This is a genomic window from Massilia scottii, from assembly GCF_030846495.1.
In the GTDB taxonomy this organism is placed as follows: domain Bacteria; phylum Pseudomonadota; class Gammaproteobacteria; order Burkholderiales; family Burkholderiaceae_D; genus Telluria_A; species Telluria_A violaceinigra.
Map to the genome: position 1 here is coordinate 62,219 of NZ_JAVCWM010000006.1, position 20,016 is coordinate 82,234.

The following is a 20,016-nucleotide window of genomic DNA, read 5'->3' on the forward strand; positions in this document are numbered from 1 at the left end:
AACTACGCTAGCGCCGCATCAGAATTCGTACTTGACGGTCGCTTGAATGGCCCACTGCGACTCGCCCTTGGTCTGGCGAACGTCGAGCGATTCGACGTTGTCGCGTACTTTGTAGATGTACTTGCCGTTCGCATCGAGACCGACGTAGTCGACGAAGCTGCGCGCCTGGGCGCCCGCGCCCTGGAAGGCGACTTCATTGATACGGCCCCATTTCTTGTTCAGCAAGTTGCCGAAGTTGAAGAAGTCGAGGCTGAACACGGCCTTGTTCTTGGCGAACAGACCTGGCAGTTCCTGGGCGATACGCATGTCGAAGCTATTGCTCCATGGCGAGAAGTCCGAGTTACGGCCAACCACGCCGCCGGCGGCATTTTTCAGCACGCTGTTGCTGTTGACGACGCCCCAGAACTTGTCTTCGTTGGCGTGGCTCGTTGCCGTGTCGCCTGCGAACACCACCTGGCCCGAACCTGGCGCCGACGGGATGTACATCAGGTCGTTACCACCGGAACCGTCGCCGTTCAAGTCGTTGTTGACGGTCCAGCTGTATGGCTTGCCCGAACGGCCTTCGTAGAACATGCCGAAGCGGGTCTTGTACGCACCGAAGAAACTCTTCTGGAAGTTGACGATCGCGTTGACGCGGTTCTTGACCAGGTAGCTCGAATTGGCGTTGACTTCTTCATTCGGATTGAAGATCGAACGGCCGGTGAAGTTCGAGTTCGAGGTCGACGAGGTCAGTGGCGACACTTCCTTGGCGTCGGTGTAGGTGTACGCCATCGACCAGCCCAGGCCCGCCGTCATCGGACGGCTCAGCGACAGGGTAGCCATGCCGCTGCCGCCCTGGTCGGTTTTTTGCGCCAGCAGCACGTTGGCGAACGATTCGTTGCTCAGTGCTTTCGAACGGAAACCAGCGCAGCCGGTGCCGCTGGTGATGGCATTGCCGGTCGCGCTCCAGCACGCGGAGTTGTAACCCTGGCTGGTGTAGTACAGGGAACGGCCATCGCTGCCCTGGCGCGTTGCGGCACCGAGGTTCAGGTTCTGATAGAAGATGGCGTCCTTGGACTTGACGTGCAGGTACTCGGCGCCGAAGACCAGGCCGTACCATGGCAGTTCCATGTCGAACGCGATATTGGCTTTCCAGACCGACGGCTGGCGCAAGCCTTGCGCCAGGATGTCGACGTTGGCCGCCGGCATGGCAGCGCTGCCGCCGAAGCTGGTTTTTTGCTGGTCCGGATCGGCGTTGAAGATGCTGGCGCCGCCGCACGCTGCGAAGTTACCGGTGCCGCAACCGACGGTCGTCGTTGCCACGCCAGGGTTCGAGAACGGGTTCGACAGCCATACCGCGGCAGCGTTACCCTGGAACAGGCCGGCGCCACCGCGGATTTGCATCTTGCGGGCGGTGTCGAAGTTGTAGTTGATGCCGAAACGCGGCTGTATCAGATTCTGGCCGTCGAAGGTGTTGGTGTTGTCCATGCCATAGCCACCCTTTTCGCGCAGGCCGGTGGCAACATTGCCTTCGATCTTAGGTGCGGCGACGGCATTGTTGCGCAGCGGACGGTCGCTGATGCGGGCGGCATCAAGACGCACGCCGGCGCTGACCGTCAGGCGCGGGCTGATGGTCCAGGTATCCTGCACAAAGGCGCCGTAGTTCTTCAGCGAGAAGTTGGCGACGGCATTGTTCAGGTTCACGCCCGGAGCGGCGACCTGCACCTGGTACGAGTTTGGACGGCCTTTGGCGAAGTTTTCCAGGATGGCTTGTTCAACCTGGGCCGGCGTCGCGCTGGCGCAAGTGATCGCGCCGAAGCTGTAGGTCCAGGCCGCGCTGCTGTTCTGGCAGTTGAACGAATAGTTGCCGTAGATGTTTTGCTGGAAAGCGTTGAAAATGGTGTTGTTGCTGTAGTCGGTGCCGAACTTGACTTCGTGGTCGCCCAGGCCCCAGTTCGCGCCCAGATAGACGTCGTCGGTCTTGGTAGCGAGAATGTTGCGGTGACGGCTGCTGTCGGTACCGAAGCTCAGCGAACGGTTGGTGGTCGGCACGGTTGCCGGCGTGCCATCCGGATTACGCCCGGTCATCGACAGGCTGATCGCCGGCAGGCGCGAGTTCAGGGTCGGCACGCTGTCATAGTCGCGCTGCGACAGTTTGAATTCGGTCGAGAAGTTCGGGCTCCAGTCCGACGTCAGCTGGGCGACGAAGGTTTCGATCGTCTTGTCCTGCGCGTACCACTGCGAGTTGAGCGACAGGCCGGTGGCGGAAATGCCGGCAAATTGCGGCTCGGACTGCGACGTCTTCGCGTAGCGGAACATCGCGCGGTGGTCGTCGTTGATGTTCCAGTCGACCTTGACCAGTGCATCTTCCACGTTCAGCTTGGCGCCGCTCGGCACATCGGTGGTGCCGGCATCGAAGCCGTACTGGTTCTTGGCGATGCCCTGGGCCGCGGAAATGAGCGACGGGGTGATGCCGACGTTGGTCAGCGAGCTGCCCAGCGGGCCGAAGGCCGGCGCCGAACGGCTCGATTCGAGCTTCTCGTAGTTAGCGAAAATGAACAGCTTGTCCTGGATCAGCGGGCCGCCCAGGGTGAAGCCGGCGGTGGTGTCCTTCGACGATGGCGGCGCGTAGTAGCTGCTGTTGGCGTTGTTGAAGCGGTCGCCGGACATCTTGTCGTTACGGAACACGTAGTAGAGGCTGCCCTTGACCGTGTTCGTGCCGGACTTGGTGACGGCGTTGATGTTGCCGCCGGTATAGCCCTTTTGCGTGACGTCGTAGTTGGCGACGTTGACCTGCACGGTCTGGATCGCTTCGATCGAGATCGGCTGCTTGGCGGTCGGGCTGCCGTTCGATTCCAGGCCGAAGGTATCGTTGACGGCCACGCCGTCGATGGTCAGCGAGTTGTAGCGCGAGTTCTGGCCGGCCACGGAGATTTCGCCGCGTTCCTTGTCGGTCTGGGCCACGCGCGGGTCGGCACGGGCGTAGTCTTGCAGGTTGCGCTGGATCGATGCCTGGGTGGCGATCTCGGCCGAACCGATGTTGGTGCCGGCGCCCATGCTCGATTTCGAGAACTTGTCGGAGCGGGCAACCGAACCGGCGATGGTCACGGACTGCATTGGCGCGCCCAGGGTGGCATCGACCGAAGCGGTCTCGGCCAGCTGAATGAACACGCCTTCGCGTTTTTCGGTGATGCCGTCTTTGGTGACGATGATCGTGTACGGACCGCCCGAACGCAGGCCGCGCGCAACGTAGCGTCCCTCGCCGTCGGTGACGACATTGCTGACGGAACCGGATTCTGCGTGGACGATGGACACGGTCGCGCCGCTGGCAGGCTTGCCGTCGGCAGCGGAAATGCGTCCGCCGATGGCCGACGTGGTGTTCTGCGCCATGGCCGGCAAGGTCGCCAGCGCGATCGATAGCGCCAGAGCCAGCTTGGTGACCTGCATCCGATTATGTTTGATCATTGTGTAATCCCAAAAAAAGACATGTTATGGTGGAAAGCCGTGGAGCCTTCCCTCTGTACTTTGTTGCAAATCTGCGCTGGCGGCGCTTGTGGCGCCACCACGAAAAAGCCTGTCAAATAAAGCGAAGCCGTCTTGATTGTCATCCGTCGTGCCCGTCGAGCGAGAGCGCCCGGCCGTGGCGTGTTCCTGCGCAGCGCGCAAGTCTACTTGCCGAATGTGTCACCACCATGACCATGGGGCAACAGCCAATATTCCTGTTTCCCGAAACATCCTCAGCCAACTATGCAGCAGCGCCCGCGCGGCTGACAAATACCATTTCGTTTATGCATTTATATATCGATCATATAAATTCATGCATAAAGTAGTGCTAGATCGACTGAGGCAGGCATTTTTCCGGGCTTCTTGCCTTGGCGGATTATAAATCGTCCCTTCCAAGGTGAAATCCTTTCATATGGATTTTCGACAAACGTTTGCCCGGACGCGCAAATGTGTAGCGGGACGGCCACAAACTTTCCATTCCGTAAATCATTTTTCACAACAAACGAAGGGATGTCTGGTGCCGCGCAAGGTGCGCGGCTGAAGTTGTGCAGCGTTTGGGAGGTCGGAGCGGGGAAACGGCAGAATTGGGGGCGCGGCAGACCCGGCGAGCCGGGGCGGTGCCCCCGTCGTTCCTGCCAGCGGCGGAAACGACGGGGCGAAACAGCTCAGCGCGCGCGTGGCGTGGCGCTGGCGGCGGCTGGCCAGGAGGCCACCTGTGCCTCGAAGCGCGCGAAGCGCTCGTCGAGCTGGCGCGTCAGGCGCTGCTTTTCCTGCTCCGGCAGGAAGGCGTAGCGCACGCCGTTGTACGAAACCTTCTTGATTTCGGCGTACGAAGGCTGGTAGCGGCTGGCGAACAGCGTGTATTCCTGCGACAGGTTGTGACGCGTGACGCCGGCGTCGTCGGTCGAAATCACGTACGGCACGCCGAATTTGCGATACAAGGTCACCGGATGGTTAGCGCCCTTGATGCCGGAGATGAAGGCATTGCTGGTCAGGTTGATCTCGACCGGAATGTCCTTTTCACGCATCGTCTTCATGATCCCGGTCGCATTCGTCTCGTGCGCCAGGTCGATGCCGTGGCCGATGCGGTCGGCGCCGGCCACGTTCAGGGCCTGGTCGATGTGGAACTTGAGCCCTTCCGGCGGCACGTCGCCCAGCGCCAGCTCGCCCGCGTGCAGCGACAGCTTCACCTTCGGATACCGGGTTTTCAGGAAGCGGAACATCTTCATGTGCAGCGCGTAGTCGCGCATCGACGGCGCCAGGCTTTCCTGGCCGACGATATTGACGCCGACAACCAGCTCGCTCTGGCTGGCGGCCTTGAAGCCGGCCAGCATCGACGAGAACACCAGCGAGGGATTGAGCAGGCGCAGTACATACGCCTGGTAGCGCATCGTGAACTGCTCGTCGTCGATGTTGGCGTGGTTGGCCTTGATGCGCTCGACGTACTCGGCCAGGTTCTGGTTGAAGGTGGGGTCTTTTTCCAGCGTCTCCATCCAGCCGCGCATGGCGGCGGTGAGCGCGGCGTCGTCGCCGGCTTTCCACATGGCGCTGTCGGCATCGGCGTTGCCCGTCATGGGCGCGAGCTTGAACATGGTTTCGATGTAGCCGACGTTTTCGGCGATGGCGCGCTTTTTCAGCTCCAGCAAGCCTTCGTTGTAATTGGCGTTCGAGACCGGGCCAAAGAAGCCGAAGGTCTGGAAGAACTGGCGGTCCGGCGGCGGCTGGATCGCGCCGTGGTTGTCGAAGTCCTTGCTCGACCAGCGCTGCAGCAGCTCGCGGTAGGTGAAGTCGTCGGCCAGCACCTCGGCCGAAGACAGGCAGGTGCGCTCGGCGGCGGGGAGCGCACGCTGGGCGTCGATCACGGCCTTGCTGGTCTCGATGCGGTAGGTCTGCTTGTTGACGCACAGGCCCTGCTTGTCGAGGAAGTCGACGTACTGTTCGGCGTAGAGGGCGCCGGAGTAGTGGTGGTGCAGGTCGGCGCCCTTGGGCATCTGCGAGAAGAACAGGGTCAGTTCGGACAGTTTCGGCTCGGCGCCGGCGATCAGGCCCGCCAGATGGCGCGCGGTGGCCGCTTCGTTGGCCTTCGATTTGGCGGTCGGCGCGGCGGCGTGCGCGTTGGCGGCATACGCGCTGGCGGCCAGGGCGATCAACAGGCTGCTCGTTTTACGGATCATGGGTTTCTTCTCTCAATTAATAACGTCGCTCCCGCGCCAAGGCGGCACTCGGCGGGAGCGACGGAGCGGTATTTACGCTTGCGTTGTACTCGCGCGCTCATGCACCTTTCGCCCGGCCGCGTAGGTCGCACCCACGCACCGGTCATCGCCCAGCAGCGCCAGCGCGAACAGCAGCTCCTCGAGATTATTGCAGCGCTCCGTGCGGCGCGCCAGCAACGGCGTCGCTTTCGGGTCGAGCACGATGAAATCGGCCTCCGCCCCGGCCACGAAACTGCCGATGGTCCCTTCGAGTTGCATGCTGCGCGCCGCGCCCAGCGTCGCCAGGTAAAACATGCGCGCGGCCGGCAGGTAGCTGCCTTTCAGTCGCGCTACTTTATAGGCTTCATTCATAGTTTGCAACATGGAGAAGGAAGTCCCCGCCCCCACGTCGGTCGCCAGCGACAGCGATACCCGCGCCGCGTCGGCCTTTTCAAAATCGAACAAGCCGCTGCCGAGGAAGAAATTGGAGGTCGGGCAGATCGCCGCCGCCGACCCGGTGTCGGCCATGCGCGCGAAATCGCGGTCGTCGAGCCAGATGCAGTGGCCGAACATGGCGCGCTCGCGCATCAGCCCATAGTGGTCGTACACGTCCAGATAGCTGCGCGCGTCCGGAAACAGCGACTTGACCCAGCTGCACTCGTCCGCGTTCTCCGACACGTGGGTCTGGATGAACGTGTCCGGATAGGCCGCCGCCAGCTCGCCCGTCATCCGCAGTTGCGCCTCGGTGGAGGTGGGCGCAAAGCGCGGGGTGATCGCGTACATCGCGCGGCCCTTGTTGTGCCATTTTTTGATCAGGTCTTCGCTGTCGCGCGCCCCGCTTTCGGCCGTATCGCGCAAAAATTCGGGGCAGTTGCGGTCCATCAGCACCTTCCCCGCCGCCATGCGCAGGTTGCGCGCTGCGCTGGCCTCGAAAAACGCGTCGACCGATTCGCGGTGCACGGTGCAGTACACCATGGCTGTGGTGGTCCCGCAGCGCAGCAGCTCGTCGAGGAAGAAGTCGGCCACTTCGCGCGCGTGCGCCGGGTCGCCGAACTGGCGCTCGGTCGGGAAGGTGTACGTCTCCAGCCATGGCAACAGACCAGGCGCCGGCGAGGCGATCATGTCGGTCTGCGGAAAATGCAGGTGGGTGTCGATAAAGCCCGGCATGATCACCTTGCCGCGGTAATCGATCACCAGCGCGCCGGCCGGCAGCGTCGGAAACAGCTGCGCGTAGTCGCCGGCCGCGCTGACTTTACCGTCGGCGACGATCAGCAGCCCATCTTCATGCCACAGGCAGGCATCCGGGTTGAAGGCCGGGTCGGCGTGAAAATGCAGCAAGCTGGCTCGGTAGGCTTGCACGGTGGTTGGCGGTACGGTAGACATCAGACTCTTTCGGTGATTGCGGCCGTGGCTTGCCGGGACGCTGTGGGCGTCCTTTGCATGGCTTCCCACACGGTCAGTAATTGCGCGCAGACGGAAGCGGCGATGACCGCCGGCGCTTTGTTGGTGATGCCGGCCAGCCCGATCGGGCAGACCATGGCGTCGATGCGCGCCGCGTCCACGCCACGCGCGCGCAGGCGATGCTCGAACTGGCGGCGCTTGGTTTTCGATCCGATCAGGCCGAACCAGCCCACATCCGGGCGCGCCATGATCGCTTCGGTCAGGCGCTGGTCGAGCGCGTGGCTGTGCGTCATGACAAGGTAACTGGCACCGGCTGGCGCCGCGGCGACCAGTGCTTCGGGCACGTCGGACGCTTCGATGGTGACGTTGGCCGGCACCTGTTGGGGGAACATGTCGTCGCGTTCGTCGACCCAGGTGACGTGGCACGGCAGGTGCGCCAGTGCGCGCACGATGGCCGTGCCCACGTGGCCGGCGCCGAACAGCACCAGGTGCGCGCGCGGAGCGAACACGGGATCGACCAGCCAGCGCCGCCCGTCCGGCTCCTGCATGACGTAGGCGCCGCGGTCGCGCGCGAACACGGGCGGGCGGGCTCCAAGCAGCCAGCGCCCATCGCCATCGAACAGCGCGCTGTCCGGCGCGCCGTCGATGGCGGCCACGCGCCAGCTATCGTCCTGGCGGCGCTGCCCGAGCACTGCAAGCTGCGCCGCATCGACCAGTTCGAACGCCAGGTGCACCACGCCGCCGCAGCACTGGCCGAGACTTGGGCCGAGCGCATAGCGTTCGAAGTGGCGCGTGCGGGCGCCTGCCAGCATGGCGCGTGCGGTCTCGATGGCGCGATGCTCCAGATGGCCGCCGCCGATCGTGTCAAATACACGGGTCGCGCCGACCAGCATTTTGGCGCCGCACTCGCGCGGCCCGGAGCCTTCGACGATGGCCACGGTCACCAGCACGGCTGGACCGGTGGCGCTGAGCCAGTCGTCCATCACGCCGCCTTGAGCGCCGCCTCGACAGCGGAAATGGATTTGAGGATTTCTTCGCTGGTGGCCGGGGCGTTCAGCGGAGGATTGACCTTGTGCCCGCCGACGCTGGAAATCGCATCGCGGATCGCAAAGAACACCGAGAACGGCAGCAGCAGCGGCGGCTCGCCCACGGCCTTGGAGCGGTGGATGCTGTCTTCGACGTTACGGTTGTCGAACAGGCGCACCCGGAAATCCTCCGGACAGTCGGACACGCCCGGAATCTTGTAGGTCGACGGCGCGTGCGTCATCAGCTTGCCGGCCGGGTTCCACCACAGTTCCTCTGTGGTGAGCCAGCCCATGCCCTGGATGAAGGCGCCTTCGACCTGGCCGATATCGATAGCCGGGTTGAGCGACTTGCCGGCGTCGTACAGCGCATCGGCGCGCAGCAGTTTCCATTCGCCGGTGAGCGTATCGACCACCACTTCGGCCACGGCGGCGCCGTAAGCGTAGTACGAGAATGGGCGGCCATTCATGGTCTTCGGGTCCCAGTGCAGGCCGGGCGTGGCGTAAAACCCGTCGGACCAGAGCTGCACACGCGCCAGGTAGGCTTTTTGCACCAGCACCGGGAAGGCAACTTCGTGGCCGTTGACGAACACCGTGTCACCGGCGAACACCACCTCGCCCGCCTCGCCGCCATACAGCTTGACCGCGTAGGCGGCCAGGCGTTCGCGGATCTGGCGCGCCGCGTCCTGGGCCGCCTTGCCGTTCAAATCGGCGCCGGTCGATGCGGCCGTGGCCGAGGTGTTCGATACCTTGCTCGTGTCGGTGGCGGTGGCGCGCACGTTCACGATGTCCACACCCAGTTCATGGGCGACAACCTGCATGACCTTGGTGTTGATGCCCTGCCCCATTTCGGTGCCGCCGTGATTGACGATGATGGACCCATCGACGTACACGTGCACCAGTGCGCCGGCCTGGTTCAGGTGCGTGACGTTGAAGGCGATGCCGAATTTGACGGGCGTGAGCGCCAGTCCTTTCTTGAGCACCGGGCTGGTGGCGTTAAAAGCGGCAATCGCCGCGCGGCGTGCGCGGTATTCGCTCGTCTCTTCCAGTTCGGCGGAGAGTGCGTGGATCACGTTGTCGACCACGACCTGGCCGTACGGCGTGACGTTGCGCTCGTCGCGGCCATAGAAATTGATGCGCCGGATGTCGAGCGCATCGCGTCCGAGGGTACGCGCGATTTCATCGATGATGTATTCGATGGCAATCGCCCCCTGCGGGCCGCCGAAGCCGCGAAAGGCGGTATTGGACTGCGTGTTGGTCTTGCCGCAGGCGGCGCGGATGTCGACGTCGGACAAATAATAGGTGTTGTCGAAGTGGCAGACCGCGCGCGTGGCCACTGGCCCCGACAGGTCGGCCGAATAGCCGGCGCGGGTGACCATGTCGACCTTGGCGGCGACAATGCGGCCGTCGTTGTCGTAGCCGACTTCGTATTCGTAGTGGAAGCAGTGGCGCTTGCCGGTGACGAGCATGTCGTCGTCGCGGTCGGCGCGCAGCTTGACCGGGCGCTTGAGTTTGGACGCGGCGATCGCGGAAGCGGCCGCCCACAGCGCCGATTGCGACTCCTTGCCGCCGAAACCGCCGCCCATGCGCCGGCATTCGACCACGATGTTATGCGAGTGCACCCCGAGCGCATGCGCCACCACGTGCTGCATTTCGCTAGGGTGCTGGGTCGAGCAGAGCACCAGCATGCCCTTGTCTTCCTTCGGAATGGCGTACGAAATCTGCCCTTCCAGGTAGAACTGCTCCTGCCCTCCCACATACAGCTCGCCCTTGACCGTGCGCGGCGCCTTCTCGAAGGCGGCCTGGTAGTCGCCGCGTGCCAGGCGCATCGGCGGCAGCACGTACGATTGCGCGGCGCGCGCGGCTTGCGGCGTCAGGATGGCGGGCAGTTCCTCGTACGTGACGTGGCCTAAGCGCGCGGCGCGGCGCGCATGGTCGTGCGTGTCGGCGACAACGATGAAGATCGGCTGGCCCACGTACATGACCAGGCCATCGGCCAGGATCGGGTCGTCGTGGATGATGGGGCCGCAGTCGTTGGTGCCTGGGATGTCGTCGACCGTCAGCACGGCCACCACGCCCACGCTGGCGCGCACGGCGGCGAGATCGATGGCGGTGATATTGGCATGCGCCTTGCTCGACAAGCCGAGCGCCGCGTGCAGGGTGCCCTGCACTTCCGGGATGTCGTCGGTGTAGGTGGCCTGGCCGAGCACGTGCAGCGCGGCCGATTCGTGCGCGCGCGAGACGCCCACGCCGGTCCACGCCGCCGCTTTGAGCGCTGGGGTAGCTGCGTCGTTCATGGTGTTCTCCTTACGCGCGCACGGCAAAGGCGTTGACGGCATCGGCCGCCAGCGGGTTGTGTTGACGGGTCTCGAACCAGAAGCGGCGCAGCAGGTTCTGCGCCGCCTTCATGCGGTATTCGCTCGACGCGCGCATGTCCGACAGCGGCGCGTAATCCTGCGCCAGCATGGCCATGGCGGCATCCACCGTGGCTTCGCTCCACGGCTGGCCCACCAGCATGGCTTCGGTCTGCGCGGCGCGCTTGGGGGTGGCGGCCATGCCGCCGAAGGCGATGCGGGCCTCGGCCACCACATCGCCGTCGACGCGCAGCGCAAAGGCGGCGCACACGGCGGAGATGTCCTGGTCGAAGCGCTTGGCCAGTTTGTAGGTGCGGAACTGCACGCCGGCGCGCGGCAGCGGCACGCGCACGGACTGGACGAATTCGCCCGCCTGCATGTCCTTTTTCTGGTAGCCGAGGTACAGGTCTTCCAGCGCCATCTCGCGTTCGCCGGCGGCGCCGCGCAGCACGACGCGCGCACCGAGGGCGATCAGCCACGGCATCGAGTCGCCGATGGGCGAGCCGTTGGCGACGTTGCCGCCCAGGGTGCCGGCGTTGCGGATCGGGAGCGAGGCGAAGCGCTGCCACATGGCCGACAGTTCGGCCGGATAGTGCGCGGCCAGCGCCTTGTAGGCCTCTTCCAGCGTCACGCCGGCGCCGATGTCGATCATGCCGTCCTGCTGCGATACCCGCTTGAGCGCGTCGACGTGGCCGAGGTAGATGATGTCGCCCAGCTCGCGCATCTGCTTGGTGACCCACAGGCCGATGTCGGTGGATCCGGCCAGCAGCACGGCATCGGGCTTGCCGGCGCGGATGCGCACCAGTTCATCGAGCGTGCGCGGGGCGTGAAAGTGCGCGCCGGCGGCGCTGTAGGTGGCCATGGCGCCGCGCTGCAGGGGTGCCAGCTGTGCCGCCAGCGCGGCGCGGTCGAAGTGCACGGCGGGCAGTTCGCCCATGCGTTTGGCCGCCTCGATGATGGGCCGGTAGCCGGTGCAGCGGCACAGATTGCCCGAGAGGGCGTCGTCGATCTGGCAGCGGGCGGGCGTTCGTCCTTCCTGCTTGAGGTACATGCCCCACAGGGACATGACGAAACCGGGCGTGCAAAAGCCGCACTGGGAGCCGTGGCATTCGACCATGGCCTGCTGCACCGGGTGCAGCAAGCCGTTGGGCTGCTCCAGGTCTTCGACCGAGAACAGGGCCTTGCCGTCGAGCGTGGGGGTGAGCTGGATGCAGGAATTGACGGCCTTCATCTCGACCTGGCCGTCCGCGCCCAGGGATCCGATGACAACCGTGCAGGCGCCGCAGTCGCCTTCGGCGCAGCCTTCCTTGGTGCCGGTGCAGTGCAGGTCCTCGCGCAAATGCTGGAGGATGGTCTGCGTCGGCGCGGCCTGCGTCACTACACGCACGGCGCCCTGATAGTAAAAACGAATCGGTTCTGACATTGTTGCCTCGGCTTTATCCCAGTCTGCAAGGCTAACACCCGGGGCATCCGCAATTATATCTATTTGCAGATGTCGCTTATCAGCAAAAAGCACTATGCCGGGTGCACGGCCTTCCAGTGCTCGGCGATATCGATGCGCCGGGTGATCCATACCTTGTCGTGACTTTGCACGTAATCGAGAAAGCGCGCCAGCGCCGCCGCGCGTGCCGGACGTCCCACGATGCGGCAGTGCAGGCCGATGGAGAGCATTTTCGGCTGGTTCAGGCCATCCGGGTCGCCTTCCGCGTACAGCACGTCGAAGGCATCTTTCAGATAATCGAAGAACTGGGTGCCGGAGTTGAAGCCCTGCATGGCGGCGAAGCGCATGTCGTTGGTGTCGAGCGTGTAGGGCACCACCAGATGGGGGGTCACGCCGCCCGCGTGCTCGACGTGTTGCCAGAACGGCAAGTCGTCGCCGTAATGATCGGCATCGTAGGCAAAGCCGCCGTGCTCGACCACGAGGCGGCGCGTGCTGGGCGAGTCGCGTCCGGTGTACCAGCCCTGCGGGGCCGAGCCGGTCAGTTCGCGCATGATTTGCACGGCCTCAAGCATGTGGGCGCGCTCGGTCGCTTCATCCACGTTTTGGTAGGAAATCCACTTCAGGCCATGGCAGGCGATTTCGTGGCCCAGCTCCTGAAACGCGGCCACCGCCTCCGGATTGCGCTTGAGCGCCATCGCCACGCCGAACACGGTCAGGGGCAGCTTGCGCTGTTCGAACATGCGCAGCAGGCGCCACAGGCCCGCGCGCGAGCCGTATTCGTACAACGACTCCATGCTCATGTGGCGCATGGGGAACGCAGCCGCGCCGATAATTTCCGACAAAAAAGTTTCGGAGGCGGCGTCGCCGTGCAGCACATTGTTTTCGCCGCCCTCTTCATAGTTGAGCACGAACTGCAGCGCCACCCGCGCCTGGCCCGGCCATTGCGGATGGGGCGGCGTGCGCCCGTAGCCGGTCAGGTCGCGTGGGTAGTTGTCATAAGTCGTCATGGGCAAGCTCGGGATGGAAGGTAATGCATGGAGGGTATAGTTCGCATCATATATTGGTGTTCACACCTCAGTATATGATCTGCCAGATAACAAGCGTCATTATTGTCATATAGGAAGAACCATGGGAAAACTTAGTACGCACGTGCTTGACACAACGCAAGGCAAACCCGGGGACGGGGTGGTAGTTGAACTGTACGCCGTCGCTTCGGGCGCGCGCACCCTGATCAAGACCGTCACCACCAACCGCGACGGCCGCGTCGATACGCCCCTGCTCGAAGGCGACGCCATGCGGGCCGGACGCTACGAGCTGGTGTTCGCCGCCGGCGACTATTTCGCCGCCCAGGGCGTGAACCTGCCGGAGCCGCGCTTCATCGACCAGGTGACACTGGCCTTCGGGATTGCCGATCCGGCCCAGAATTATCACGTGCCGCTGGTGGTGACGCCGTGGTCGTATTCCACGTATCGCGGTAGCTGAAATACCAAGGAAACCGTGCAGCGGGCAAAAACTTGCTATTCTTGGGCAGAAAGCTTCAGGAGAGATAATGTCGCTGCACATCGTTCACTTTATCGGCCCCATCAATCATAGCGCGGTATGCACCATCCGCAACCTCTGCCTGCAGGCACTGCAGAGCGGCGCCAGCGAGATCGAGCTGCACATGTCGACCGAAGGCGGCAACATGACGGCCGGCTTCGCGTTGTATTTCTTCCTCAAGTCGCTGCCCCTGCCGCTGACGACCCACAATATCGGCAGCGTCGAATCGGTGGGCGTGGTGATTTTCCTCGCCGGCGGCAAGCGCTACGCCTGTCCCGGCACGCGTTTCCTGGTCCATCCCCTGCACTGGGGCTTCGGCAGCCTGGTCGCGGCCGACCACTCGCGCGTGAGCGAATGGCGCGACTGCCTCGACTTCGACGCCGAACGCTATGCCTGCATTTTCGAGGAAGCGACCAGGGAGGCCGGCGCCCAGGACGATATCCGCACCAATCTGTTCGGCAATGCGCGCATCTACGACGCCGAGCAGGCCGTGACGGCCGGCATCATCCACAAGGCGACGCAGGCGCGCCTGCCGGGCGCCGGCACCACCTCGCACTGGTGGAACGGCTAAGGGGGAGATAGCGCGGCGGTAAAAAGTTGCCGCACTACGTGACACACAAATCATGGTCAAACTTGCATGGAGACGGGGCTTGACTTAAAATCAGCAGCTCTGCGGTTGCCGTTCCGGCGAGCGCACCATTCTGGGCTTGGCCCGCTTTTCATGCTCCCCTGTTTTTCCACCACCGCGGTACGCTGACCCTTGGATACCGTGTCGCCCTGGGTGCTCGTCGCCGCGCTTGTCTTCCTGATTCTGTGTTCAGCCTTTTTCGCCATGGCGGAAACGGCGCTCATGGCCGCCAACAAATTCCGCCTGCGCAGCCTGGCCAAGCGCGGCCACCGCGGCGCCATCACCACCCTGTGGCTGCTCGAGCGCACCGACAAGCTGCTCTCGCTGATCCTGATCGCCAATACCCTGGTCAACGCCATGGCGACGGTGCTGGCGACCGCAATTGCGATTTTGCTGTTCGGCTATGAAGAGAGCGTCATCGCGATCGCCATCGCGCTCCTGGTGTTCGTGCTGATCGTGTTCGCGGAAATCGCGCCCAAGTTCATCGGCGCCACCTATCCGGAAACCATTTCGCTGGTGGCCAGCACCCTGCTCAGGCCGATGATGGCCGTGTCCAAGCCGCTGATCTGGTTCGTCAACCTGTTCGTGCGCCTGTTTTTGGCGATCCTGCGCGTCAAGCCGGTCGACGGCGCGGCGCAGCACCGCGTCTCGCCGGAAGAATTGCGCGCCATCGTGCTCGAAAGCGGCAATTTCATTCCGCAGAAGCACAAAAGCATCCTGCTCAACCTGTTCGACCTGGAAACCGTCTCGATCGAAGACATCATGACCCCGCGTTCCCAGATCGAGGCCCTCAACCTGGCCGTGCCGGTGGCCGAGCTCAAGGCCCAGCTGACGACTTGCTACCACAACAAGCTGCCGGTGTATGAAGGCGAGATCAACCGCATCATCGGCATCCTGCACGTGCGCCACGCGGTGGCCCTGCTCAACGAGGAAGACGAACTGAGCATCGCTCATTTTCGTGAACTATTAACAACACCCTATTTCATTCCCCAGGATACGAGCGTCTTTACTCAGTTACAATATTTTCAGGAAAACAAGGAGCGCCTGGGGATCATTGTCGACGAGTATGGTGAAGTGCAAGGCCTGGTCACCCTCGACGATATCATCGAGGAAATGATTGGCGATTTCACCACCTCGGTGCCCGGCGCGGCGCGCGGCGACAGCGTTTGCTGGGATGCGCGCGGCGAATGCCTGCTCGAAGGCACGGCGCCCTTGCGCGAGATCAATAAACGGCTCGGCCTGGCCTTTCCGCTGGACGGCCCCAAGACCGTCAACGGCCTGATGCTGGAGCAATTGCAGGAGATTCCCGACGCCCCGATCAGCCTGAAAATCGGCAATGTTGTGATCGAAGTCATCCAGGTCAAAGACCAGGCAATCAAGGTCGTCAAGCTGACTCGCCCGCCGGCGCACTAATCAGACTGTCACTAACAATTTCAGTTCAGCCATAGAAGTTCCAAGTAGCAACTGAACGTTCCATTTTGGCTACGTGGTATGGTTGCCTCCCCCATGCAGCAAACACTTTACAAATGTGATGCTCGGAGGCATGATCCAAGGCAGTTCGCCGCAACAGTCACCACTGGACGGCGCTTTGTCGTTCTCCGTACTATTTAAACCAAGCGCGCATATGGCTGCAGTCCTCCCCAACACGACCCCCGGAACGCCCATGCCGGGCCTGGCCCGCGCCCTGATGCAGGCTGGCCGCCTCAGCGCGCAGCAAGCCGATACGCTGCACAAGAAGTCGCTGACCGACAAGAGTCCGTTCATCGATACCCTGCTGCTCACGGGTACCTTCGATGCGCGCACCCTGGCCGCCTTTTGCGCGGAAACCTTCGGCTACCCGCTGATGGATTTGCAAAGCTTTAATATCGACGCCCTGCCGCCGAACGCCATCGACGGCAAGCTGATGCAGACCCAGCGCGTGATCGCCCTGGCCAAGCGCGGCAACAAGATGTCGGTCGCCATTTCGGACCCCACCAATATCCAGGCGCTCGACCAGATCAAGTTCCAGAGCGAAGCGTCGGTCGAGCCGGTGATCGTGCTGCACGACGCCCTGCTGACCCTGCTGGCCAGCCTGGGCCGCAACGCCGAACAGAATCTGAACGACATGGTCGGCGACCAGGAAGACATCCAGTTCGGCGAGGACGATGCGCCGACGGTGGTCGACCAGGCCGCAGCCGCCGATATCGAAGATGCGCCGATCGTCAAGTTCCTCAACAAGATCCTGATGGACGCGATCAACCTCGGCGCGTCCGATATCCACTTCGAACCGTTCGAAAAATTCTACCGCATCCGCCTGCGCGTCGATGGCATGCTGAAAGAACATGCCCAGCCGCCGATCACGATCCGCGACAAGCTGGTCTCGCGCATCAAGGTGCTCTCCAAGCTCGACATTTCCGAAAAGCGCGTGCCGCAGGATGGCCGCATGCGCCTGATCCTCTCGCCCACCAAGGCGATCGACTTCCGGGTCAGCACCTGCCCCACCCTGTTCGGCGAAAAGACCGTCATGCGGATTCTGGACGCCACGCAGGCCCAGATGGGCATCGATGCGCTCGGCTACGATCCGGACCAGAAGGAATTGCTGCTCGAAGCCATCCAGCGCCCGTACGGCATGGTGCTGGTGACCGGCCCGACCGGTTCCGGCAAGACGGTGTCGCTGTACACCTGCCTGAACGTGATCAACAAGCCGGGCATTAACATTTCGACGGCGGAAGACCCGGCCGAGATTAACTTGCCGGGCGTGAACCAGGTCAACATCAACGAACGCTCCGGCCTGACCTTTCCGGTCGCGCTCAAGTCCTTCCTGCGCCAGGATCCGGACATCATCATGGTCGGCGAGATTCGCGACCTGGAAACGGCCGACATCGCCATCAAGGCCGCCCAGACCGGCCACATGGTGTTCTCGACCCTGCACACCAACGATGCGCCGTCGACCCTGACGCGCCTGATGAACATGGGCGTGGCGCCGTTTAACATCGCCTCGTCGGTGATCATGATCACGGCGCAGCGCCTGGCGCGGCGCTTGTGCACCTGCAAGAAACCGGTTGAAACCAGCCGCGAAATCATGCTCGCGGCGGGCTTTCGGGAAGAGGAACTGGAAGGCGGCTGGAAGCCTTACGGTCCGGTCGGCTGCGACCGTTGCCTGGGCGGCGGTTACAAGGGCCGGGTCGGCATCTACCAGATCATGCCGATCACCTCGGCGATCGAAAAAATCATTCTGGCGCACGGCAATTCGATGGAAATTGCCGCGCAATCAGAGCTGGAAGGCGTCAAATCCCTGCGCCGTTCCGGCCTGATGAAAGTAAAGCAAGGCTTGACCAGCCTTGAAGAAGTTCTTGGCTGCACCAACGAATAGGAAAATACAGTATGGCACTCGCTCAATCTAAAACCGCCGCCGCCGTCAAGGAGTCGGTCTACGCCTGGGAAGGCAAGGACAAGACCGGCAAGACCGTGCGCGGCGAACTGCGCGCCGGCGGCGAAGCCGTGGTCAATGTGACCTTGCGGCGCCAGGGTGTCATGGTGACCAAGGTAAAGAAAAAGACTTATCGCAGCGGCAAGAAGATCACGGACAAGGATATTTCCCTGTTCACGCGCCAGCTGGCCACGATGATGAAGGCCGGCGTGCCGCTGCTGCAATCGTTCGACATCGTCAGCAAGGGCCACTCGAATCCCTCGATGGCCAAGCTGATTCTCGAGCTGCGCTCGGACATCGAAACCGGTACCAGCCTGAACAATGCTTTCCGCAAGTACCCGCTCTACTTCGACCCGCTGTTCTGTAATCTGGTCGGCGCCGGCGAACAGGCCGGTATTCTGGAAGACTTGCTCACCCGTCTGGCGATCTACAAGGAAAAAACCCTGGCCATCAAGGCCAAGATCAAGTCGGCGCTGATGTATCCGGTGTCGATCCTGGGCATCGCCTTCATCGTCACCGCCGTGATCATGATCTGGGTGGTACCGGCGTTCAAATCGGTGTTTTCCAGCTTCGGCGCCAACCTGCCGACGCCGACCGTGATCGTGATGGACATTTCCGACTTCTTCGTCTCGTACTGGTGGGCGATTTTCGGCGGCCTGTTTGCCGGCCTGTATTTCTTCTTCCAGACCTGGCAGCGTTCGGCCAAGATGCAGCGCTTCATGGACCTGGCCCTGCTCAAGGCGCCGATTTTCGGCAGCGTGATCCGCAAGGCGGCCATTGCGCGCTGGACCCGGACCCTGGCCACCATGTTCGCGGCCGGCGTGCCGCTGGTCGAAGCGCTCGACTCGGTCGGCGGCGCGGCCGGCAATGCCCTGTACCTGGAAGCGACCAAGCGCATCCAGAACGAGGTGAGCACCGGTACCAGCCTGACCGCCGCCATGCAGAACGCCAATGTGTTCCCGCCGATCGTGACCCAGATGGTCGCCATCGGCGAAGAATCGGGCGCGCTCGATTCGATGCTGGGCAAGGTCGCCGGCTTCTTCGAAGATGAAGTCGACGAGGCCGTCGCCACCCTGGCGTCGCTGATGGAACCGCTGATCATGGTGATTTTGGGCGTGATCATCGGCGGCCTGGTCGTCGCCATGTACCTGCCGATCTTCAAACTGGGCGCGGTGGTGTAAGACACACCTGCGGGTTTTCAAGATGCCTCGCGGCATCTTGGAACCATTGCAGTGCTTCGCATCTCATTGGCAGCAGTTTTGCACGGATTGCCGCGCAAACCTGCTGCCTTTTACATGGCGCGGTTCGCGCCGCGCCGGATGCCGTACGATCGAACATCATGGGTGCTGCGCGCCCCTCCCGCTACGGCGGTTGTTCGCGGCCCGCGCCGGTCGAGCAGCCAGCACAGCGGCAGCAGCACGGCGACGAACGCCAGCCCGGCCCACGGCACCGGCAACGGCGCCATGGGCAGCTTGCCCAGCACGCCGTTGACCAGCCTGCCCAGCGGCACATGCAGGACATACAGCGGATACGAGATGGCGCCCAGCAGCGCGCAGGCGCGCGCCGCGCGGCCCGTCATGCGGCAGCCCATCGCCACGTAAACGAGCACCGGAAAGGCCATGGTCACGGCCATGAAGTCGAACCAGGGACGCAGGGCCGGCGACGGCCGTGCCAGCAGCAAGGCCAGCAACAGCGCGCCGCACAGCCCTGCGCGCAGGCCGCCGCCCGCCACCGGTGCGCGCGTGGCGCGCCTGAATTGGCGCAACAGCACGACGCCGGCAAAAAATCCATACCCCACCCGGTACAGGCCGACCGCCATGGTCTCGGGGGAAAAGCCCCCGTGCAGGCCGGCGCCCGGATCGGCCTGCAAGGCCAGCGCCAGGCCGCATGCGCAGGCCAGCATGAGCGCGGCGGGCAGCATGCCGTTCAGATGGCGCAGCAAGGCCGCGTACGCCAGGTTGGCGGCCAGCTCGAAGAACAGCGACCAGGACGGCGAATTGAGCGGAAACAGGTTCGGTTCGGATACCAGGGGCAGCATCAGCCCGGCCGCCAGCAGCACCAGCGGCAGGGGAGCCGTGATCGATGACGGCACCAGCCCCAGCATGGCGGCAATGACGGGAAGCAGGCCGACGGCGCTGCCCAGGAAATACAGCGGATACATGCGGATCAGCCTGGCCATGGCGAAGCGGCCCACCGACATGCCGCCGTGCAAGCGCGACTCATAGGCATTCGCCACCACCACGCCGCTCAGGACGAAGAAGAGATCGACCGCCAGATAGCTTTGCGGAATGGTCCAGCTGCCCCAGAAATATCCGGTGTGGCGCACCATCACCACCAGCGCCGCCACGCCCCGAATACCGTCGAGCAGATAAAAGTAGTTCTCCTTAGCAATCATCGCAACCTTGGCGCATCGAACGGTCAGGCGTCCAGTTTGGCGCGCTCACGCCTTCGGCGGTCCAAATGCCACAACATCGGCCTTGCGCCGGGCCAAGCGTCGATCGGCCTCCCCCAAAGTGCGCGAAACGCCCTAAAATACCTTGTTGTACA

The 20,016-nt window shown here is 63.3% G+C and carries 13 protein-coding genes; 5 read left to right on the forward strand and 8 right to left on the reverse strand.

All coding sequences use genetic code 11. From position 1 onward, the window contains the following. Positions 1–18: 18 nt before the first annotated feature. The 7 genes from RBA41_RS09760 to puuE form a co-directional block, all read right to left on the reverse strand. Positions 19–3,444 carry a TonB-dependent receptor gene (locus RBA41_RS09760; RefSeq protein ID WP_306623425.1) on the reverse strand — a complete coding sequence of 1,142 codons (3,426 nt, stop codon included), beginning with the start codon at positions 3,442–3,444 and terminating at the stop codon, positions 19–21. A 704-nt stretch (positions 3,445–4,148) separates the two neighbouring features. Continuing rightward, entirely contained in the window at positions 4,149–5,657 is a 1,509-nt protein-coding gene (locus RBA41_RS09765) for an amidohydrolase family protein (RefSeq protein WP_306623427.1), read from the reverse strand. Positions 5,658–5,729: 72 nt separating this feature from the next. Next, complete coding sequence (gene guaD / locus RBA41_RS09770; RefSeq protein ID WP_306623429.1) at positions 5,730–7,058, reverse strand: guanine deaminase; 1,329 nt, start codon at positions 7,056–7,058, stop codon at positions 5,730–5,732. After that, complete coding sequence (xdhC, locus tag RBA41_RS09775) at positions 7,058–8,059, reverse strand: xanthine dehydrogenase accessory protein XdhC (protein ID WP_306623431.1); 1,002 nt, start codon at positions 8,057–8,059, stop codon at positions 7,058–7,060. Before xdhC ends, guaD begins: the two co-directional genes overlap by 1 nt. Further along, the gene (gene xdhB / locus RBA41_RS09780) at positions 8,059–10,395 is read right to left on the reverse strand and encodes a xanthine dehydrogenase molybdopterin binding subunit (protein WP_306623432.1); all 2,337 of its coding nucleotides are present in this window, start codon (positions 10,393–10,395) and stop codon (positions 8,059–8,061) included. Before xdhB ends, xdhC begins: the two co-directional genes overlap by 1 nt. 10 nt (positions 10,396–10,405) lie before the next feature. Next, on the reverse strand, positions 10,406–11,875 hold the full coding sequence (gene xdhA / locus RBA41_RS09785) for a xanthine dehydrogenase small subunit (RefSeq protein ID WP_306623434.1): 1,470 nt from the start codon (positions 11,873–11,875) through the stop codon (positions 10,406–10,408). A 92-nt stretch (positions 11,876–11,967) separates the two neighbouring features. Beyond that, entirely contained in the window at positions 11,968–12,900 is a 933-nt protein-coding gene (gene puuE / locus RBA41_RS09790) for an allantoinase PuuE (protein WP_306623435.1), read from the reverse strand. Positions 12,901–13,021: 121 nt separating this feature from the next. Here puuE and uraH point away from each other — a divergent pair, with 121 nt between their 5' ends. From uraH to RBA41_RS09815, 5 genes are all read left to right on the forward strand, one after another. Continuing rightward, on the forward strand, positions 13,022–13,375 hold the full coding sequence (gene uraH, locus RBA41_RS09795; protein WP_306623437.1) for a hydroxyisourate hydrolase: 354 nt from the start codon (positions 13,022–13,024) through the stop codon (positions 13,373–13,375). Positions 13,376–13,442: 67 nt separating this feature from the next. After that, on the forward strand, positions 13,443–14,003 hold the full coding sequence (locus RBA41_RS09800) for an ATP-dependent Clp protease proteolytic subunit (RefSeq protein WP_306623438.1): 561 nt from the start codon (positions 13,443–13,445) through the stop codon (positions 14,001–14,003). A gap of 189 nt (positions 14,004–14,192) precedes the next feature. After that, on the forward strand, positions 14,193–15,473 hold the full coding sequence (locus tag RBA41_RS09805; protein ID WP_306623439.1) for an HlyC/CorC family transporter: 1,281 nt from the start codon (positions 14,193–14,195) through the stop codon (positions 15,471–15,473). Between the two features lie 211 nt (positions 15,474–15,684). Then, positions 15,685–17,412, forward strand: coding sequence for a type IV-A pilus assembly ATPase PilB (pilB, locus tag RBA41_RS09810; RefSeq protein WP_306623440.1), 1,728 nt, complete (start codon positions 15,685–15,687; stop codon positions 17,410–17,412). An 11-nt stretch (positions 17,413–17,423) separates the two neighbouring features. Further along, positions 17,424–18,650: a type II secretion system F family protein gene (locus tag RBA41_RS09815; RefSeq protein WP_306623441.1), complete on the forward strand. Its 1,227-nt coding sequence runs from the start codon at positions 17,424–17,426 to the stop codon at positions 18,648–18,650. A gap of 110 nt (positions 18,651–18,760) precedes the next feature. Here the strand turns inward: RBA41_RS09815 and RBA41_RS09820 are convergent, their stop codons facing one another. Beyond that, positions 18,761–19,864, reverse strand: a complete 1,104-nt coding sequence (locus tag RBA41_RS09820; RefSeq protein WP_306623442.1) for an acyltransferase family protein — start codon at positions 19,862–19,864, stop codon at positions 18,761–18,763. Positions 19,865–20,016: the final 152 nt, after the last annotated feature.